This is a genomic window from Microbacterium sp. LEMMJ01 (assembly GCF_002114135.1).
GTDB lineage: Bacteria > Actinomycetota > Actinomycetes > Actinomycetales > Microbacteriaceae > Microbacterium.
This window is the reverse complement of sequence record NZ_NCTV01000017.1, coordinates 499,180-518,518: the sequence shown is the minus strand read 5'-3', so window position 1 is coordinate 518,518 and position 19,339 is coordinate 499,180. Positions and strand designations below refer to the sequence as shown.

The 19,339-nt window shown below is 71.9% G+C and carries 12 protein-coding genes; 2 read left to right on the top strand and 10 right to left on the bottom strand.

Annotation, left to right across the window (positions count from 1 at the left end; all coding sequences use genetic code 11):
* Positions 1 to 5 precede the first annotated feature (5 nt).
* The 6 genes from B7W94_RS04845 to recQ all read right to left on the bottom strand — a co-directional run bounded on the left by B7W94_RS04845 (position 6) and on the right by recQ (position 13,878).
* Positions 6 to 5,924, bottom strand: a complete 5,919-nt coding sequence (locus B7W94_RS04845) for an Ig-like domain-containing protein (RefSeq protein WP_085604894.1) — start codon at positions 5,922 to 5,924, stop codon at positions 6 to 8.
* Positions 5,924 to 7,045 (bottom strand): serine/threonine-protein kinase, encoded by a 1,122-nt coding sequence (locus B7W94_RS04840; RefSeq protein WP_062766200.1) that lies wholly within the window; start codon positions 7,043 to 7,045, stop codon positions 5,924 to 5,926. The genes B7W94_RS04845 and B7W94_RS04840 overlap by 1 nt, the downstream gene beginning before the upstream one ends.
* A 142-nt stretch (positions 7,046 to 7,187) precedes the next feature.
* The gene (locus tag B7W94_RS04835) at positions 7,188 to 7,757 is read right to left on the bottom strand and encodes a DNA-3-methyladenine glycosylase I (RefSeq protein WP_085604891.1); all 570 of its coding nucleotides are present in this window, start codon (positions 7,755 to 7,757) and stop codon (positions 7,188 to 7,190) included.
* Positions 7,758 to 8,405: 648 nt separating this feature from the next.
* Positions 8,406 to 9,452 (bottom strand): NAD(P)-dependent alcohol dehydrogenase, encoded by a 1,047-nt coding sequence (locus B7W94_RS04830; protein ID WP_085604888.1) that lies wholly within the window; start codon positions 9,450 to 9,452, stop codon positions 8,406 to 8,408.
* Between the two features lie 98 nt (positions 9,453 to 9,550).
* Positions 9,551 to 11,614 (bottom strand): acyl-CoA dehydrogenase family protein, encoded by a 2,064-nt coding sequence (locus tag B7W94_RS04825; protein WP_062635354.1) that lies wholly within the window; start codon positions 11,612 to 11,614, stop codon positions 9,551 to 9,553.
* Positions 11,615 to 11,850: 236 nt separating this feature from the next.
* Complete coding sequence (recQ, locus tag B7W94_RS04820) at positions 11,851 to 13,878, bottom strand: DNA helicase RecQ (protein WP_085604884.1); 2,028 nt, start codon at positions 13,876 to 13,878, stop codon at positions 11,851 to 11,853.
* A 105-nt stretch (positions 13,879 to 13,983) separates the two neighbouring features.
* On the opposite strand from recQ, the gene B7W94_RS04815 reads away from it, so the two are divergent.
* Together B7W94_RS04815 and B7W94_RS04810 are read left to right on the top strand one after the other, a co-directional pair.
* Positions 13,984 to 14,352 (top strand): GNAT family N-acetyltransferase, encoded by a 369-nt coding sequence (locus tag B7W94_RS04815; RefSeq protein ID WP_085604881.1) that lies wholly within the window; start codon positions 13,984 to 13,986, stop codon positions 14,350 to 14,352.
* Positions 14,349 to 15,266 (top strand): pirin family protein, encoded by a 918-nt coding sequence (locus B7W94_RS04810; protein ID WP_085604878.1) that lies wholly within the window; start codon positions 14,349 to 14,351, stop codon positions 15,264 to 15,266. Before B7W94_RS04815 ends, B7W94_RS04810 begins: the two co-directional genes overlap by 4 nt.
* A 242-nt stretch (positions 15,267 to 15,508) precedes the next feature.
* On the opposite strand, the gene B7W94_RS04805 is transcribed toward B7W94_RS04810, so the two are convergent.
* The 4 genes from B7W94_RS04805 to B7W94_RS04790 are packed head-to-tail and all read right to left on the bottom strand — an operon-like array spanning position 15,509 to position 19,243.
* On the bottom strand, positions 15,509 to 16,966 hold the full coding sequence (locus B7W94_RS04805; protein WP_085604875.1) for a sodium/solute symporter: 1,458 nt from the start codon (positions 16,964 to 16,966) through the stop codon (positions 15,509 to 15,511).
* Positions 16,963 to 17,337 carry a hypothetical protein gene (locus B7W94_RS04800; protein WP_025104664.1) on the bottom strand — a complete coding sequence of 125 codons (375 nt, stop codon included), beginning with the start codon at positions 17,335 to 17,337 and terminating at the stop codon, positions 16,963 to 16,965. The genes B7W94_RS04805 and B7W94_RS04800 overlap by 4 nt, the downstream gene beginning before the upstream one ends.
* Entirely contained in the window at positions 17,334 to 18,053 is a 720-nt protein-coding gene (locus tag B7W94_RS04795) for a LytR/AlgR family response regulator transcription factor (RefSeq protein WP_085604872.1), read from the bottom strand. Before B7W94_RS04795 ends, B7W94_RS04800 begins: the two co-directional genes overlap by 4 nt.
* An 8-nt stretch (positions 18,054 to 18,061) precedes the next feature.
* Positions 18,062 to 19,243 (bottom strand): sensor histidine kinase, encoded by a 1,182-nt coding sequence (locus B7W94_RS04790; protein ID WP_085604870.1) that lies wholly within the window; start codon positions 19,241 to 19,243, stop codon positions 18,062 to 18,064.
* Between the last annotated feature and the right edge of the window lie 96 nt (positions 19,244 to 19,339).

Sequence of the window (19,339 nt, the reverse complement as noted above, 5' to 3'; positions counted from 1 at the left end):
GGCGGTCAGGGGCACAGGCCCGTGACGCGATGCGTGATGGGGGTCAGGGTGGCGAAGGCTCCGGTCCACGTGATGGTCACGTCGAAGGTGCCGGGAGTGTCGACCAGGGGCGTCGCCTCGAGGATGTACGAGCCGCGTGCGGCGGCGGACACCGTCACGACGTCGCCCTCGACGACGGGCATGCAGGGTTGGAACACGGCGTTGACCACGGTCGGTGCGGTCGTCGCGGTGATGGTGACCTCGCCGGAGCAGGAGTTGCTCTGGCTGGCATGGCAGGCGCGGGCGAGCACCTGGCCCGGTGACGAGTCCGGTGTGAGCGCGAAGTCATCGCGCCACGATCCGTACATGTAGTACTTGGGCACGAAGCCGTTCTCCACCTCGATGCGCGGGGCCGAGGCCAGCCCGTACTCGTAGCGGTTCCCGTCGCGCCGGGGGTCCTTCGCGACCGTGTAGGTCGTGTCGCCGCCGGGGCCGTCGACGAACGTGAACGTGAAGACCGTCGCGGTGGACGACTCCGCCACCCCGTAGCCGTTCGAGGCGCAGGCCTTGACGGAGTACAGCTGGTACGGCCGCAGCCCCTGGAGGGACGGGGACTCGGACTGCACCTCGCCGCCGGACACCGCGAGCGTGCCGTCGCCGCGTGCGGTGCAGCTGACGTTGCCCGACCGCCACGCCACGTACACGACCTGGACGCCCTTGGCGCTGCCGTTGGCCTGCGCGGCGATGCCGGAGACGTTCACGGCCGTGTTCGAGACGACCGTCGCCTGGGTCGCCGCGGGGTCGAAGTACACCGAGCCGGCGACCGTCACCGAGGTGCGGAACCCGCCGCCCTCGTTGCCGCCGCCGGTCGGCGGCTGGAACTGGCTGATCGGGACGATCGTCAGCGTCTGCGCTCCCGGGGACAGCGCGATCTCGGCCGTGGTGGTCGCCCCCGTGCGGTTGATGACCTCGCCCGTCTCCTCGATCCGGAACGAGACGGCGTCGTCGGCGGCGTCGATCGACACCCGGACCGCCCCGCGTCCCCGGTCGGAGACCCCCGGTCGGTACTCCGGCGTGGCCGTCGCGTTCGAGACGACAGGAGCGGCGTAGGCCCAGCTCGTGTGCGGCGACGTCGGGGCCGAGGTGCCGACGGCGTTGACGGCCGCGGCGGTGAACGTGTGCGGGGTGCCGTTCGTCAGCCCGTTGACCGTGCAGCGGTAGACGGCGCCGGCCGGGCTGCAGGACGCATTCGCCGGGGCGCCGTCCTGGAGTATCGTCACACCGGAGACCGCGGGATGCGCGCGTCCCGCCTCGCCGAGCGGCACCTCCAGCGCGACGGTCGTGCGGGTGAAGCCGACCGTCGTGACGCTCGCGGGGGCCTGCGGGAACCCCTGGAGGTCGAGAGTCAGCGTGCCGGTGCCGGTGCGCCCCTGCGCATCCGACACGACGAACGGGATCACGCACTGTCCGCCGGGCGCCTGCCCGCCGCCGGGCCAGCTCGCCGTGATGGTCTTGGCGCCCGCCGTCGAGACCGAGGCGACGTCGCAGCGCGCACCCGCCCCGAGCGACATCAGGCGCAGCCCGGATCCCGGCTTCCCGGCGAAGGGATCGTACTCACCGGCGACGTCGACCACGTCGATCGAGCAGTTGGCGCTCGTGACGACGCACTGCTTGGTGAAGGTCGCTCCCCGCGGGGCGTCCGGCGGGGCCGCGCCGACGACGAGGCGCACGGACGCCGACGGCTGTCCGTACTGCGGCACGGTGACGCTGACGTTCTCGGTGTTGCCCGGTCGCGCATCGGCGCGCGCCTCGATCGTCAGCTTCCCGCCGCTCTGCGTGACGAGGAACGCCGAACCGGAGTAGACGATGCGGTACTCGAGGGAGGAGGCGTTGCCCTCCCGGCCCCCTTCCCACGCGGCCATGTTGGCGTAGAGGTCGACGCTCTCCGTCGCTCCGGGGGCGATCGTGTGCGAGATGGAGGAGAGCAGCAGCTGCGGCTCGGACGGGCGGACGCTGATGGGCACGTCGAGGTACGACCACCGCTTCTGCCCCTCCAGGCGCACCGGGATCAGGCAGGTGTCCGACCACGGCGCCTCGCGGCCGGCCCGGTACTCCGCTTCCCGCGGGCCGTCGGCGGTGCATTCTGCGGCAGCCCGCTGGGCGGTGAACGACCCGGTGCCGATCTCGATCGCATCGGACGACGGGAGGTCGGCGTAGTCCTGCACGGCGAAGGAGACGGCCGCGTCCTCGTCCACGACGACCGGCGTCGCACCGGGGACGAGCTGCACCTGCATGTCGTCGAACGCCGGGATGCGCAGGAAGCCGTAGGCGACGACATCGCGTCCGTTCGCTGCCGTTCCGGTGAGCTGGAAGGGCACCAGGGCGCCTTCCTTCGGCGCGGTGCCCACGATGCGGTTCCCCTGCACCGAATAGCCGGGCTGCTCTCCCCACAGGCGCAGCCGCAGCGAGCCGACGTCGCCGGAGGGCCAGCGGACCCGGTCGGTCACGACATCGATGCCGCGGTCGGCGAGATCGTCGCGGTCGCGCGCGGTGAGCACGGTGTCCGCGATGACCGGCTGATCGGCGACCGTGCCGTCGGTGACGGTCACGACGATGAGGCCCTGCGCCGTGCTCCCCGTGCGCGACGACTTCACCGTGTAGAAGTACGAGTTGGTGCCGGCGGTCTCGCCGGCACGCAGCACGACCCGGCCGTCCTCCAGCGAGGTGTCGGAGTCGATCAGCGCGTTGAGCCGGTCGTACAGCGGGTTCCCCTTGACGGGCGGCGCGTTCGGCACGAGCTCGGTGATCTCGAGCTCGCTCTGCGCCGGGTCGAGATCGTTCGAGCGCGGGTCCAGCACGACCGGCGTACGGGATCCCGCCTCGACGCGGACGTAGTCGCTGAAGGTCACGGGGGCGGCGTCGTCCACGTCCGCATCGAGGACGCCGATGCGCACGGCCGCGCTCCCCTCCTCGCCCTGCGGATCCCGGACGCTGTAGCGGAACGAGACCTGGCCGCCGGCGACGCCTCCGGCCGGCGCGCGGTACACGATCGCCTCACCGTTCGCCGAGATGGTGGCCGTGCCGCCGCCCTTCTTCGGCTGCTCGACGCCGGACAGCACCACGCGGTCGCCGTCGCCGTCCATCCCGGTCGTCGGCACCGGGATGGAGACCGTCTGGCCGCTGAGGACGCGGCCGGTAAGCGGCGTCGGCGTGGGGGCCCGGTTCGTGCCCGGCGGCACGACCGTGACCGTCACGACGCCGTCGTCCGACAGCGACGGATTCCGTTCGAGGGAGACGGAGTACGTCAGGCGGTACGTGCCGGGAGTCTTCGGCGCCAGATAGCGCAGCGCGTTGCGGTCGGCGAACACGAGCTCGTCCGGCTCGCCGGATCCGGTCACCTCCGGGAGCACGAGGAGCGGTTCCCCGCGCGGTGCCACATCGTTGGCCGCCACTTCGATGCGCGTGAGCGAACCGGCTCGCACCGTCACCGCATCCGGGAAGACGATCGGCCGGGTGACCGTGGACGGCGGAGTGAGGAACACGCTGACGGTGCCCTGCACGGCCCCGCCCGCGCCGTCCGCCACCGTGACGGTGGCCTTGCCGATCAGGCCGGGCTCGCCGTCCTCGGTCGTGCCGTTGACCCGCAGGCTCTCGTTGCCGACCACGCGCACGTTGAGCTGCGGCGTCGAGCTCACGGCGTCGGACAGCAGCAGCACCCGTCCGCTGATGTTCTGCACCGCGCCGAGGACATCGACGGTCGTGTCCTCGCCCTCGCGGACGAACGCCGTCAGCGGCGCCATCGCGAGCGCCGCGGAGCCGTCGACAGCGGTGATCCGGATGACCGCGGACTGCTCGGCCTGGGTCGTGACGTCCTGCGCGGTGTAGGTGACCACGTACTGCCCCGGCTCGGCGGCGGTCAGATCGACGGTGCCGGAGGCCGCGTTCGGGGTGACCTCGAAGCCCTGCGCCGTCGCGGCGGTCTGCACGGCGTCGACGAGGCGGTACGAGCCCGACCCTCCGGACAGGTGGTCGGAGATGCGCAGGGATTGCCGCTCGCCCACGCGCGCGGTCACCGCGACGGCCGACGCCTGCAGCGCCGGACTGCCGCTGACCTGGACCTCGATGGTCTTCTCCGCCGTCGCCCCGTGCACGTCCTGCACGACGACCGTGACCGAGATCACGGCGTCCGCGGCATTGGGGTCGGTGTGCCGGATCGCGACCCGGCCGTCGGCCATCGGGGCCACCATCACCGGGGACGAGGAGTCCGTCTCGTACGCGTCGCTCAGGACGAACGCATCGCCCTCGGGGTCGACCCATCCGGAGAGCGCCGAGACGATCGTGCTCCCGCCGGCGAGGATCTGCGGTGTCGGCCATTCCTGAGTGCAGGCGTCGACACCGCACCACACCGGGGCGGAGTTGACCCCGGGATCGACCACCGTCAGCGTCACGGTCGCCGGGGGCGACACGGCGGCGCCGTCCGTCACGGCATAGGTGAAGCTCGTCTGCCCGGAGCCTGCCTTCACGTTCACGACCAGGGACTGACCGTTCGCCACGAGCGACAGATCCCCGAAGTCAGGGTCGCTCAGCCCGGAGGCGACCGAGTCCGGGTCGATCGTGAGGACGTCCTTCTTGTTCGGATCGTGATCGTTGAAGAGCACGGGGAGGGTGACCTGCTCCCCGGCCCGCACGCCGAACGCGTCGTCGACGGCGACCGGCGGGAGCTGCTCCGCCACGTCCTCGACGACGATCGTGCCCTCCTGCTGCTCCGTGTCGTCTTCGATCTTCCACTGCTCGAGCGGGATCAGCACGCCCTCCGGCGCGGTCCAGATGAGGCCGGTGCCCTTCTCGACCAGCACCGCGCGATCGCCGTTGCCCTGGAAGACCGGGTCGATGGCGGCCGCGTCGAGCGTCTCGTCCGGAACCTGCAGCGGGGTGGTCTCCCCCGCGCTCCAGAGGGTTCCACCGCCGCTGTCGAGCCACGCCGCGTACGTCTCCCCGCGGACCGTGACCGGTGCGGCCGGGACGCCGGAGGCCTCGGCCACCCGGTCGGCCTCCCCCGACGCGAGGTCCACGGAGACGAGGCCGTCCGAGTCGGCGACGAGCACCGCGTCGCCCTCGGCGGCACCGCGCTGCAGGCGTGCGTCCTCGGTGACGTCGAGGGTGACCGCCGCATCGCGCCCGGAGAGCCACAGCGTGCCCGAGTTCGGCTGCAGCATCGCCCAGCGCTCACCGACGACCGCGATCGCCAGCCCCTCGCCCGCCTCCGGCGCATCGGCCACGGGGGACTCGTCCCCGAGGAACCGGTGCTCGTCGATGTCGAAGCGGCGCACGGCCCCCTCGTCCGCCGAGTAGAGGACGAGCAGGCCATCCGGCGACAGCCCGATCGCATCCGCGGTGTAAGTGGGCGGGTCCTCTCCCTCCTCGACCTCGACCTCGGCGAAGGGGTCGACGAGGGCCGTGCCCGCTCCGGCCGCGAGGGTCGACACCGACACCTGCCCGGTGTCGGTGCGGTAGGCCACATAGGGCCCGGCGGAAAGGACATCCCTGGTCCCGGCGGGCGTGGGCTGCGAAGCGAGCGGCGTCCCCTCCTCCGAGCTGTCGGAGAGCAGATCGGCCGGGCTCGCCGGATCGACGTCCCACCGCTGCCGGTTCCCCTGCGCGAACAGCACGGTGCTGGAGCCGCTCTGCCAGACCGCCTCGGGGTCGTCGACGTCGCGGACCGTGTCGATCTCGGCGAGCTCGGTGTTGACGCGGGCGTACTGCCCGCTGTCGCGCATGACCCAGACCGAGGGCTCGAGTCGCGGCACCTCCTGGGACTGATATCCCTGGGCCGTCACCGCGAGCGCCACGACGACCACGAGCGCGAGGATCCCGGAGACCAGCGCGATCAGCCGCCCGCGAGACGGGCGCGCGGCCTCCGCCCTGGCACGGTTCCCCGCTGCCATCAGAGGACCCCGGTGAGGAACAGTGCGGCGGTCCCGAGGCCCGCGATCACGGCGGCCCCGATCACCGCTCCGACGATGCCGACGACCAGCGGCGAACGGTTGCGGCCGCGGGGGCCCGCGGGGATGTCGTCGCGGTCACGCGGGGCGGCCTGGGCCTGAGCGGCGCGGGCGGCCCGACGGGAGTCCGGTGCGACCGTCGTGATGACCGGTCCGCGGACGGAGGTGTCCGAGAAGCTCACCGGCGCGGCCGCCGCCCACTCCGACGACGCCGCCTCGAAGGCCGTCGGCGAGATGCCGAGCTCATACTGCGCCCAGCGCAGCTTCTCCGCGAACTCCGCCATGCTCGCCGGCCGCTTCGCGGGGTCACGGTGCATGGCGCTCGCGAAGATGTCGTCGATGATCGGCGGGATGCCGGGGACGGGCACCGCGGTGTAGCGCGCCTTGATGATCCGGTCCGTGAGCTGATCGCGCGAGTTCGAACCGCGGTCGGCGCGTTCGAACGGACTGCGGCCGGCGAGCAGCGTGTAGAGCGTCGCGCCGAGGCTCCAGACCTCGCTGGGGATGGATCCGGACACGCGCTCCTGCAGCACCTCGGGGGAGCTCCAGGGCACGGACATCGCGATGGTCTCGCCCTCGCCCTCCTCGATGACGGCGGCGGCGATGCCGAAGTCGGCCAGCACGGGCGCGCCGAGCGAGTTGATGAGCACGTTCGACGGCTTGATGTCGCGGTGCAGCAGACCGGCCCGGTGCACGGTCTCCAGAGCGCCGGCCATGCGCACGCCGATGTCGAGCACCTCCGCGAGCGGGAGGGGGGCCTTCTTGTAGCGCGCGCTCATCGTGTCGGGGCAGTACTCCATCGCGAAGTACGGCCGCCCGTCCGCCGAGATGGACGCCTGGTAGATGGTGACGATCGAGGGGTGGGCGCTCAGCCGCGCGGAGATGTCGGCTTCCACGTTGAAGGTCTGCAGCACCTCGGGGTTCACGGCATCCGCGAGCAGGACCTTGACGGCGACGACGCGGCGCGGCATGTCCTGTTCATAGAGGAACACGTCGGCGAAACCGCCGGACCCGAGCGGACGCACGTAGCTGTACCCCGCCAGCGTCGGCGGTGTCGCTGCCATGCGCGTTGCCACTCCTGCTCCTCACGGTCTGATGGGAGACCGCGCGCCTGCAGCCACCCGGCGTCGTGCGCCGGGGGATCCCCCGATGTGCCGAGTATATCGGGCGAGGGCGTGTGGCCCCGCGCTCTTCTCCGTCGAGGCGTCAGGCCTTCCAGCACCCCTCGATGTGGTCGTCCACCATGCCCGCGGACTGCATGAGGGCGTACATCGTCGTCGGCCCGACGAAGCGGAAACCCCGGCGTCGCAGTTCCTTGCTCAGCGCGCTCGACTCCGGCGTGACCGCGGGGACGTCGGCGAACTCGCGAGGCCGTGCTCCGGTCGCCGGCGGGGCGAAGGACCACATCAGGGCATCGAGCTCTCCGTCCGCCATCGACTCCACGATCCGGGCGTTGCCGATCGTCGCGAGGATCTTGGCGCGGTTGCGGATGATGCCTGGGTCGCCCATGAGGCGTTCCACGTCCGCGTCGTCGAATGCCGCCACGGCCTCCGGCACGAACCCCGCGAACACCTCGCGGAACCGCGGGCGCTTGCGCAGGATCGTGATCCAGGACAGCCCCGCCTGGAACCCCTCGAGCGCCATCTTCTCGAACAGCGCGCGGTCCCCGTGCAGCGGCGTCCCCCACTCCTCGTCGTGGTACCGGCGATATTCTGCGTCGTCGCCGACCCAGGCGCAGCGCGCGCGGGAGTCGGGCCCCAGGAGGAGGGAGGTCATCCCCTCACCGTATCCACCCCCACCGACACCCCCGTCCCCCGTCCCTCATCCCGCGTCCCCCGTCCGAGTTCACTTCCGCCCCTCGCCTAGCCTCCCCAGGCCCGTTTTCCATCCCGCCCCGACGCCCACCTCCGACGGGGGATCGACAAGGTTCCCCCGAAACGACCCTCCGGCACCTTTTCCGTCCCGCTCCGCACCACCGACGCAGGCTCGACAAGGTCCTTCCGAAACGGCCCAGCGGCACCTTTCCCATCCCGCACCCGCGGGCCTCCGAAGCGAGATCAAAATAGGCCCTTCGATGCGGGTCCGCGGCACCTTCCCGTCCCTTCTCCAGTGCGGACCGAGGTTCTCCGGCGCGCGATCAGAAACGCGCCTCTCCCGGGTTCCTCCGGCGCCATACCCGTCCCGCATCAGATTGCCGTGACCTGGCGCGTCCGTTCCGCTCTCACACCTCGTCCTCCGCGCGGAGCGCTCCCGGGAGCAGCGCGGGATCAGAACTGCACCTGCGCGGCCCTCATCTGGAGCCTTTTCGGTCCTAGCCCAGGGACTCGACGGTCGCGGGATGGATATCGCGCCTCGCGAGGGTGAAGGGGGCGCGCTTTTGATCCGGCACCGGGTGAGGCGGGGACGGACCGGGGCGGGGCGGGGTCAGTCGGCGAAGGTGGCGGCGTCGATGACGAAGCGGTAGCGGACGTCGGACGCGAGGACGCGCTCGTACGCCTCGTTGATGGCCGACGCAGGGATGACCTCGATCTGCGCCGTGATGCCGTGCTCCGCGCAGAAGTCGAGCATCTCCTGGGTCTCCCGGATGCCGCCGATGTTCGAGCCGGCGATGGAGCGTCGTCCGGCGATCAGCGACCCGGCGTTCAGGGCGAGGGCCTCCGCGGGAGCACCGACGCACACGATGGTGCCGTCCACGTCGAGCAGCCCGAGGTAGGAGCGGAGGTCGATGACGGCGCTCACGGTGTTGAGGATCACGTCGAAGGAGCCCCGCAGGTCGCGGAAGGTGTCGCGGTCGCCCGTCTCGAAGTAGCGGTCGGCGCCGAGGCGGAGGCCGTCGTCCTGCTTCGCGAGCGTCTGCGACAGCACGGTCACCTCCGCGCCGAGGGCATGCGCGATCTGCACGCCCATGTGACCGAGGCCGCCGAGTCCGACCACCGCGACGCGCGTGCCGGGGCCGACCTTCCAATGCCGCAGCGGCGAGTACGTGGTGATGCCCGCGCACAGCAGCGGAGCCGCCGCGTCGAGAGGCAGGGCGTCCGGGATCCGCAGCACGAAGTCCTCGGTGACGACGACCTGCTCGGAGTAGCCGCCCTGGGTGATCGTGCCGTCGCGGTCGACCGCTCCGTAGGTACCGACGGCGCCCTGCGTGCAGAACTGCTCGTCGCCGCGGAGGCAGTACACGCACTCCCGGCACGAGTTCACCAGGCAGCCGACACCGACGCGGTCGCCGAGGGCGTGCTTCGTGACCTCGGACCCCACCGCGGAGACCGTTCCGGTGATCTCGTGTCCCGGGGCGAGCGGGTACTGCTGCGGACCCCAGTCTCCGCGGACGGTGTGGATGTCGGAATGGCAGATGCCGGCGAAGGCGATGTCGATGAGGATGTCGTGCGGGCCCAGCTCCCGGCGCTCGATGACGGTCTTCTCGAGCGGGGCGGCTTCGGCGGGGGCGGCGTAGGCGGTGACGGTCGACATGATGCTCCTCGGGTCGGTACTCGCCGAGACTATCCGCCGGCGTCGATGAATCCGCTGTCCGGAGGGCCCGGGCCGTCTACACAGCCCGGGCCGACGGCTCAGCGCTTCTGCCGCTTGAGGGTCTTCTCCAGGACGGGAGCCTGACCGGTGGCCTCGAGGTCGGCGTAGTACGCGCGGGCCTCATCCTGCCGCTGCTTCTCCGCACCGCTCGCGATGGGAGCCCGCACGTGCTCGGGCTCGTAGCCGAACGCGTCCACGAGGTCGAGGGCGTACGGACGCAGCCGCGCGCACAGCCGATCGATGTAGCTCGACACCGCCGCCGCCCGCTGGGTGGAGAGCCGCCCGTGGATGAGGTGCCAGGCGAGGTGCTTCTCGATGAGCTGCAGACCGAAGAGGTCGCGGAGCCAGGTCATGACCTTCTTCGTCTCGGCGTCGTCCATCGCGTGGACGGCGTCGGTGAAGGCCTCCCACTGCAGCAGCTCGCCGTGCGCCCTGGCCGCCTCGATGAGCTCGGCCTGATTCTCGTTGAACAGCCGCGCCCCGAGCACCTTGTCCTTGCCGGCGGCACGCAGCCGGGTCGCGATGTCGGCGACCATCTGCTGCACACGCCCCGCGAGGAGGTCGTGCTGCTGCTCCTCGCGCAGTCCGCGCTCCACCGACCGGGCGACCTGGCCGAAGTCGGTCACCGCCTGACCGAGCTGACGGAGGCCCGCGCCGTGGAACAGCTTGCCGGCCGTCATGCCGACGGCGTAGCGCGCGAGCGCCGCGGCGTCCTTGCCCTGGAACTGCTTCGCGTAGTCGGTCAGCAGCCGCTTGCCGACGAGCTGGAGCAGGACGTTGTTGTCGCCCTCGAACGTGACGTAGATGTCGAGGTCGGCGCGGAGTCCGACGAGCCGATTCTCGAACATGAAGCCGGCGCCGCCGCACGCCTCGCGGGCCTCCTGCAGGGTGTCGAGCGCGTGCCAGGTCGACAGCGGCTTGAGCGCGGCCGCGAGCGTCTCCAGGTCCTCCCGGTCGTCCGGGGTGTCGGTGCGGCCGGAGAAGACGCCGTCGAACTTCTGCAGGAACTCGTCGTGCGCGAAGATCTGCGCGTACGTGGTGGCCAGGCGCGGGAGCAGACGGCGCTGGTGCTTGCCGTAGTCCATCAGCACGACCTCCTGCCCGTCCGCCCCGTCGAACTGCCGGCGCTGGGTGGCGTAGGTGATCGCGATGTGCAGGCCGAGCGCGGAGGCCCAGGAAGCGGCGCCGTCGAGCGAGACGCGTCCCTGCACGAGGGTGCCGAGCATCGTGAAGAAGCGGCGGCCGGGGCTGTCGATCGCGCTGGAGTAGGTGCCGTCCGGGGCGACGTCGCCGTAGCGGTTCAGCAGGTTCGTGCGCGGGATGCGCACCTGGTCGAAGGAGAGGCGGCCGTTGTCGATGCCGTTCAGTCCGCCCTTGAGACCGTCGTCCTCGCGACCGATGCCCGGCAGATCCACGCCGTCCTCGCCGCGCAGGGGCACGTAGAAGCAGTGCACGCCGTGGTTGACGCCGTTCGTGATGAGCTGGGCGAAGACCGTCGCCGCGATGCCGTGCAGCGCCGCGTTGCCGAGGTACTCCTTCACAGCTCCCCGGAACGGCGTGTGGATGACGAACTCCTCCGTCTCCGGGTCGTAGGTGGCGGTGGTGCCGACCGCGGCGACGTCGGAGCCGTGCCCGATCTCGGTCATCGCGAACGCGCCGGGGATCGACAGGTCCATGACACCGGGGAGCCACCTGTCGTGGTGCTCCTTCGTGCCGAGCTGCAGGATCGCGGAGCCGAAGAGCCCCCACTGCACACCCGACTTGATTTGCAGGCTCGGGTCGGCGGCCACGAGCTCCTCGAATCCGGCGATGTTGCCACCGTTGTTCTCCTCGCCGCCGAAGCGCTTGGGGAACGCCCGGTGCACGGCCTTGTTGTCGACGAGGAGGTGGAGCTGGCTCAGCACGCGCTCCCGGTGGTCGTCCTTGCCGAGCTCGTCCTTCCGCCAGAACGCGGAGTCCTTGATCATCTCGCGGGCCTGGCGGCGCACGTCGCCCCAGGTGCCCATGAGGGCGTCGTTCAGGCGGGCGACATCGATCCGCGGGGCGGTCGCGCTCTCGCGCGGGTCAGGTGTCGTCGAAGGGCGGACGGCGGCGTCGACCATGAGCGTTCCTCTCGGAGAGACGAAAGTGGATGCCTCTCATGGTAGGTGTGCGACAAAACCGCACGAAGTCCCCTGTCCGCATCCTCCAACGACTGGCCGCCCCGTCCGCGCCCGTCCTTGTCGGCTCGCGACAGGTTCCCCGTTCGGGGCTCCGTCGACCCACCCCGTTCCGTGCATCCCGGCCCGTTGCGTGCGTCCGCAAAGGGGTGGCTCGCGCGGAAGGGGGTGGGTTGGAGTCAGGAGGCGGCGATGACGGCGAGAACGCCGTCGCCGTAGGCCTCGCGCTTCTTCGCACCGATGCCGGTGATGCCGTCGAGGTCGGCGTGCGAGGTCGGCCGATGCTCCGCCAGCGCACGGAGCGTGGCGTCGCCGAAGACGATGTACGCCGGGACGCCCTGTTCCCTGGCGGTCTCGGCGCGCCAGGCCCGCAGCGCCTCGAACAGCTCCCGGTTTCCGGCGTCGAGGGCGTCGGCGGCACTCGCCTTCCGGGCGCGGGACGGCGACGACGGGCGTCCGATCGTGTCTTTCCGGAGCGGTACCGCGGTCTCGCCGCGCAGCACCCCGGCCGCGGCCTCTCCGGGTGCGAGCGTGCCGTAGTCGCCCTGCGCGACGAGGATGCCCCGGGCGAGGAGCTGGCGCACCACGCTGCGCCAGTCCTGGTCGGAGAGGTCGGCGCCGATGCCGTAGGTCGCGAGGGCGTCGTGCCGCTGCTGGCGGATGCGCTCGGTCGAGGCTCCGCGGAGGATGTCGATGAGGTGGCCGGCACCGAAGGCCTGATTCCGCTCCCGCTTGAGCCGCACGATCGTGGACAGCAGCTTCTGTGCGGGGACGAGCCCGTCGAAGGTCGCCGTGTCGTCGAGGCACGTGTCGCAGTTGCCGCAGGGCTGCGAGTCCTGGCCGAAGTACCCGAGGAGGTTCTGCCGGCGGCACTCCACCGTCTCGCACAGCGCGAGCATCGCATCGAGGTGCTGCCCCATCCGCATCTTGAACGTGCGGTCACCAGGACTCTGATCGATCAGACGGCGCTGCTGCACCACATCGCCGAGCCCGTACGCCATCCACGCCACGGACGGCTCGCCGTCGCGGCCGGCGCGGCCCGTCTCCTGGTAGTACCCCTCGACCGACTTCGGCAGATCGATGTGGGCGACGAAGCGCACGTCGGGCTTGTCGATGCCCATGCCGAACGCGATGGTCGCCACCATCACCACGCCGTCTTCACGGAGGAAGCGCGACTGGTTCGCCGCCCGCACCTCGGCGGGCAGACCGGCGTGGTACGGCAGCGCGTCGAGACCCTGCGCGGCGAGATAGGTCGCCGTCTGCTCGACGGACTTGCGGCTGAGCGCATAGACGATGCCCGCCGCCCCCTCCGGCTGCGACCGGATGAACTGCACGAGCTGCTTGCGGGGATCGACCTTCGGGACGATGCGGTACTGGATGTTGGGCCGATCGAAGCTCGCCACGAAGTGCTTCGCCGCGTCGAGGTGCAGGCGCTCGGTGAGCTCCTTGTGCGTGGCCCGCGTCGCGGTGGCGGTCAGGGCCATGCGCGGGACGCCGGGGAACCGCTCGCCCAGGTCGCCGAGCGCGAGGTAGTCGGGCCGGAAGTCGTGACCCCACTGCGACACGCAGTGGGCCTCGTCGATGGCGATGACACTGAGCGTGCCGCGCTGCAGGAGGGAGGTGGTCTGCGCGCTCGACAGCCGCTCCGGGGCGACGTAGATGAGGTCGAGCTCTCCGGCGACATAGGCGCGCTCGACCTCGCGGCGCTCCTCGATCGACTGGGTGGAGTTGAGGTACGCGGCCTTCACACCGTTGGCGCGCAGCGCGTCGACCTGGTCGTGCATGAGCGCGATGAGCGGGCTGATGACGAGTCCGGTGCCTTCGCGCACGAGCGCGGGCACCTGGTACGTGATGCTCTTGCCGCCGCCGGTGGGCATCAGGACGACGGCGTCGCCACCGCCGATGACCTGCTCGACGATGGCTGCCTGGTCGCCGCGGAAGTCGTCGTAGCCGAAGACGGTGTGCAGTGCCTCACGGGCCGTCGCATACCGGCTGGGCGTGGCGCGGCGGACGGCCGGCGCGGTGGTCACCGCGGTCGTCGGACCCGGACCCCAGTCGAGGGGCGGCTCGAAGCCCGCGCCCTGCGGCTCCCAGTCCATCGGCTCCGGCGGCTCGGTCGGCTCCCACCGGTCGTCCCAGGGCTGGTCGGATGCCGCGTCCGGCTCGGGGATCCATCCGTCGTACGGATCGCGGGGAGTCTGCGGCATCCCTCCAGCGTAATCACCCCGACGGACAGCGGCACGGCGACGTCCACAGGCCCGCACCCTCGATCCCGGGCGTAGGTTGGTTCCAGACGCCGGAAGGAGCATCCGATGACCGACATCACCGTGACCCGCAACGACGAGGCCTCCCGCTACGAGATCCGTTCCGATGACGTGCTGGCCGGGTTCGCCGAGTTCGACACCCGCCCCGGCGCGATCCGCTTCCTGCACACGGAGATCGACCCGGCTTTCCAGGGCCAGGGCCTGGCCGGGAAGCTCGCCGCGGCGGCACTGACCGACGTGGCGTCGACGGGCGACTCGATCGTGCCGCTCTGCCCGTACATCGCGAAGTACCTCCAGACGCACGAGGTGCCCGGCGCCGAGATCCGCTGGCCGCAGCGCCCGGGCTCGACGGCGGACGCCCCGGTGCAGAAGGAGTCGACCGGCGCGGACGAGGACCCCACGGGCAGGGCGGAATGATCGGGCAGCGCCGCCTCGTCCTCGAACCCCGGGCGGTGCCGCTCGGCGGTGTGCGCGGCATGGAGGTGCTGCGGGTGCTGCCGCATCGCAACCTCCCCACCATCGGCGCGTGGTGCTTCCTCGACAGGTTCGGCCCGGCCGAGACCCGGATGCGCGTCGAGCCGCATCCGCACATCGGTCTGCAGACGGTGACCTGGCCGCTGGTCGGCGAGATCCGGCACCGCGATTCGCTGGGCAGCGATGCCGACCTCCGGCGCGGACAGCTCAACCTCATGACGGCGGGCAACGGCATCTCGCACTCGGAGTACTCCATCGGCGACGAGCCCGTTCCGCTCGATGCGCTGCAGTTCTGGGTCGTGCTCCCGGAGTCCGCGCGCCACGGGGACGGCGGCTTCGAGCGGCACACCGACCTGCCGACGACGACCCTTCCGGCCTCGACCGGATCGGACGCCACGGCCACGGTCGTGCTCGGCGAGTTCTCGGGCGTGCGCTCGCCGGCGACCGTGCACACGCCGATCGTCGGGGCGGAGATCGTCGTGCCGGCCGGAACCACGGTGCGCCTGCCGCTGCGGCCGGAGTGGGAGCACGCGCTGCTCCTCGTCGAGGGCGACGCCGCCGTCCCGGAACACGCGATGACCCGCAACGACATGCTCTACCTCGGCGATTCCCGCGACGGCGTCGAGGTGACCAGCAGTGAGGGCGGCTTGCTGTTCCTCCTCGGGGGTGAGCCGTTCGAGGACGAGATCGTCATGTGGTGGAACTTCGCCGGGCGCTCCCACGACGAGATCGCCGCCGCCCGCGAGGACTGGGAGGCCGCATCCCCCCGGTTCGGCGTCGTCGAGGGGCACGATCAGCGCATCCCCGCGCCGCCGCTCCCCCCGGTGCGCCTGATGCCGCGCAGCCGCACCCTCTGACCCCACTCCCGCACAGCCCCTCCCGCACAGGCACTCCCGCCGATTCAGGCGCTCCTGGTGCTCCCTGCCTGTTCTCGCGCTAGTGCCTGCCGTCCCACTGGAGCCCCCTGGCCCGACCACACCCTTCCCGCTCTTCAGGCACTCGCGCCGGCTCAGGCTCGATGGGCTTTCACCTGCCTGAACCGGCGCGACCGCCTGTTCCAGGAAGCAGGACCGGAAGCAGGACGGGGGCAGAAGCAGACTCAGGCGCGGTCGGGGGTGTGCACGCGGGCGAGGAAGCGGTCCGTGCGGGGCGAGGGTCCGCGAGGGTCGAGCAGCGACACGGCGACCGTGACCCCGGTCGCCAGCGGGATCGTCCAGGCGGCGGGCTGCGCGAGGTACGGTGCCGCGACGCCGACCCCATCCACCGCGGCGTGCACGAGCAGGGCGAGCCCGGTCGCGACGCCGCCGCACACCATGCCCGCGACCGCCCCGCGCGCGGTGAGGCCCCGCCACCACACGCCCAGCAGCACCACGGGCGAGAGCGTCGACGCCGCCACGACGAACACCACCCCCACGCTCGACACGAGCCCCGCGGGAACCGTGAGCAGCGCGACCCCCAGCGGCACGAGCGCGCACAGCACCGCGGACAGCCGGAAGGAGCGCACGGAGCCGGAGAAGACGTCCTGGCTGATGACCCCCGCGAGCGAGACCACGAGTCCGGCCGAGGTCGCCAGGAACGCGGCGAAGGCCCCGGCGACGATGAGGGCCGTCAGCAGCTCGCCGGCCGGTCCGGGGAACACCCGCGACGGGAGCTGCAGCACCACGGTGTCGGCGATCCCCGGCTGCGCGAGGTCGGGGGCGGCGATCCGCGCCAGGAGCCCCATCGCGCTCGACACGGCGTAGAACGCGCTCACCATGGCGATGACGATCACGGTGGTCCGCCGCGCGGAGGCTCCGGTCGGGCTCGTGTAGAACCGCACCAGGACGTGCGGCAGCCCCATCGTGCCGAGGAGCAGGGCGAGCAGCAGCGACGCGGTCTCGTAGGCGTCGAAACCGGACGGCCCGGCCTCGGCGGGGAAGACGAGCGCGGGATCGAAGTCGTGCGGCCCGCCGCTCAGGGCGAACGCGATGCACACCACCGGCACGAGGAGCGCCGTGAGCTTGAGCCAGTACTGGAAGGCCTGCACGAAGGTGATCGCGCGCATGCCGCCCGCGGCGACCGCCGCCGCCACGAGCACCGCGATCGTCACGGCCCCGACCCACTCCGGCAGCCCGGCGACCACGACGAGAGTGATGCCCGCGCCGTGCAGCTGCGGCACGATGTAGAGCCAGCCGATGATGAGGACCGCGAGGCTGGTGACACGGCGCGCGGCGGTCGAGTCGAGCCGGGCCTCGACGAAGTCGGGGATCGTGTACGCCCCGCTCCGGCGCAGGGGCGCGGCCACGAACACGAGCACGAGCAGGTACCCCGCGGCGTACCCGATGGGGAACCAGAAGCCGCGGGCGCCGTCCAGCAGCACGAGCCCGGAGAGGCCGAGGAAGGTGCCCGCGGAGAGGTACTCGCCGCTGATGGCCGAGGCGTTCCAGACCGGGCGCACCGTCCGCGACGCCACGAAGAAGTCGCTCGTCGTGCGCGACACGCGCAGCCCGTACACGCCGATGAGGAGGGTGGCGATCACGACCAGGGCGACCCCGACGAGGTCGAGCACGGCGTTCACTCGCGGTCCCGCAGGGCGCGGTACCGCCGCTCGTTGCGGACCGCCGTGCGCACATACAGCACCGCGAACACGAGGATCACCGGGTAGAACGCGAAGGCCTGGAGCAGCCACGACAGCGGCAGCCCGCCGAGGACGACGGCGTCGACCTCGGGGATGAGCGCGATCCCGAGCGCCAGGGCGACGACGACCACCACGAAGCCGGCGACGGTGCCCAGCGCGAGCCGGAGCTGGCTGCGCATCAGGGCACGGGCGTAGACGGCATCGGCCTCCGCGACCGGTGCGCCGGGCAGCGCGATCCCCCGCGTGGCGGCGGCGGAGCGGCGCGGCGGGGTGTCCGCGGTGACCCGCACCCGCTTCGGCGCCTCGGTCATCCGGTTCCCTCCCCCCGCACGAGCGCCTCCCGCACCGCCGCGACGAGCCTTCTGCTCACCGGCAGCACGGCCGTGCCGACGACGACGACGGGTTCCCCACCCGACAGCCGCGCCTCGGTCACCGCGGCGATCCGGACGAGCGTGGAACGGTGGATGCGGAGGAATCCCGCCGGCGCCCACCGGGATTCGAGCTCGGAGAGCGGGATGCGAACGAGGTGGCCGGGCCCGTCGTCCTCCGTGTGCAGCCGCGCGTAGTCGCCCTGTGCCTGCACCCAGCGCACGTCGCTGCGCCGCACGAACCGCACGGACGCGCCCACGGTCACGGGCAGCACCTCGTCCTCGCCGCGCGGTGCAACATCCTGCTCGATCACCCGGTCCACGGCGCTGCGCAGGCGTTCCCGCCGTACGGGCTTGAGGAGGTAGTCCGCCGCGCGCAGCTCGAACGCCTCGACCGCTCGGGCCTCGTCGGCGGTGACGAAAACGACCGCGGGCGGCTCCGCGAGACCGAGGAGCGCGCGGGCGAGCTCGGTGCCGAGCAGGCCCGGCATGTGGATGTCGAGGAAGGCGATCCGCACCGCACGCGCGGAGAGCTGACGCAGCGCATCGGCGCCGTTTGCCGCGGTGAGGATCTCGCCGATGCGCGGGTCGGCACGCAGCAGGTGCACGAGCTCGTCGAGGGCCGGCTGCTCGTCGTCGGCGACGAGGACGTCGATCATGCCGCTCCTCAGTCGTCGTCCAGGTCGTGGAGGGGCTGCGATTTCGGGACTCGCATGCGCACCAGGGTACCCGCGCCGGCGTTGGTCTCGACGACCAGACCGCCCCCGCTGCCGTAGACCTGGCGGAGGCGGCTGTCGACGTTCCGCAGGCCCACGTGACCACCCTCCTCGCGCGCCGTGAGCAGCGCGCGCAGGCCGTCCGGGTCCATGCCCACGCCGTCGTCCTCGACGAGGATCTCGGTGTGCGTGCCGTCGTCGCGGGAGGTGATGCGGATCTCGCCCCCGCCCTCTCCCGGCTCCAGGCCATGCCGCACGGCGTTCTCCACGAGCGGCTGCACGGAGAGGAAGGGGATGACCGTCGCGAGCGTCTCCGGCGCGATCTGCAGCGTCACCCGCAGGCGATCGCCGAACCGCGCGCGCTCCAGTTCGAGGTAGGAGTGGATGCTGCCCAGCTCCTCCGCGAGCGTGGTGAACTCCCCGTGCCGGCGGAAGGAGTAGCGGGTGAAGTCGGCGAACTCGAGCACGAGGTCCCGGGCCCGGTCCGGGTCGGTCGTGATGAACGAGGCGATCGCGGTGAGGGCGTTGTAGATGAAGTGCGGGGAGATCTGGGCACGCAGAGCCCGGAGCTCCGCCTCGGCGAGCTGGGTGCGGGAGGCCTCGAGTCCGCCGAGCTCGACCTGCGCCGCGCACCAGTCGGCGACCTCCTCCGCCGCCCGCACGAGCGCGGCCCGCACCGGGGACGCGAAGGCGACGACCACCCCGACCGGCACCCCGTCGACGAGGATGGGCGCGCCGACCGCCTCCAGGTCGTCCGTCCGCGAGGGCGCGGGGAACACCTGCCGCCGCCCGGACGCGCGCACCTGGGCGGCGATGCGCAGGGCGGCGGATTCGAGCCCGTCGGCGGCGCCGTCGAGGGTAACCGTGTCGTCCTCGCCGACGATGGCCACCGCGGCGCTGCCCAGCAGGGCCCGCAGGTGCCGGGCGGCCTTGACGGCATCCGGCCCGGTCAATCCGCCGCGGAGGTGCGGGGCGGCGAGACTCGCCTGGTGCAGTGCCCGCAGCGCCCCCTGTTCCGCCTCGCTGCCGAGGTCGGCCGAGCCGCGGGCGAACCGCCGGGCGAGCAGCAGCAGCGCCGTGAGGGCGATGCCGCCGAGCGCGCCGAGGATCGCGGCGAGGACGACGTCGTTCATGCGCTCAGCCTAGGGACGCGCAGGCAGGCTCAGCGACCCGCGCTTCGACGGGCTCAGCGACCCACCTTGGGTCCCTGAGCCTGTCGAAGGGCCCCG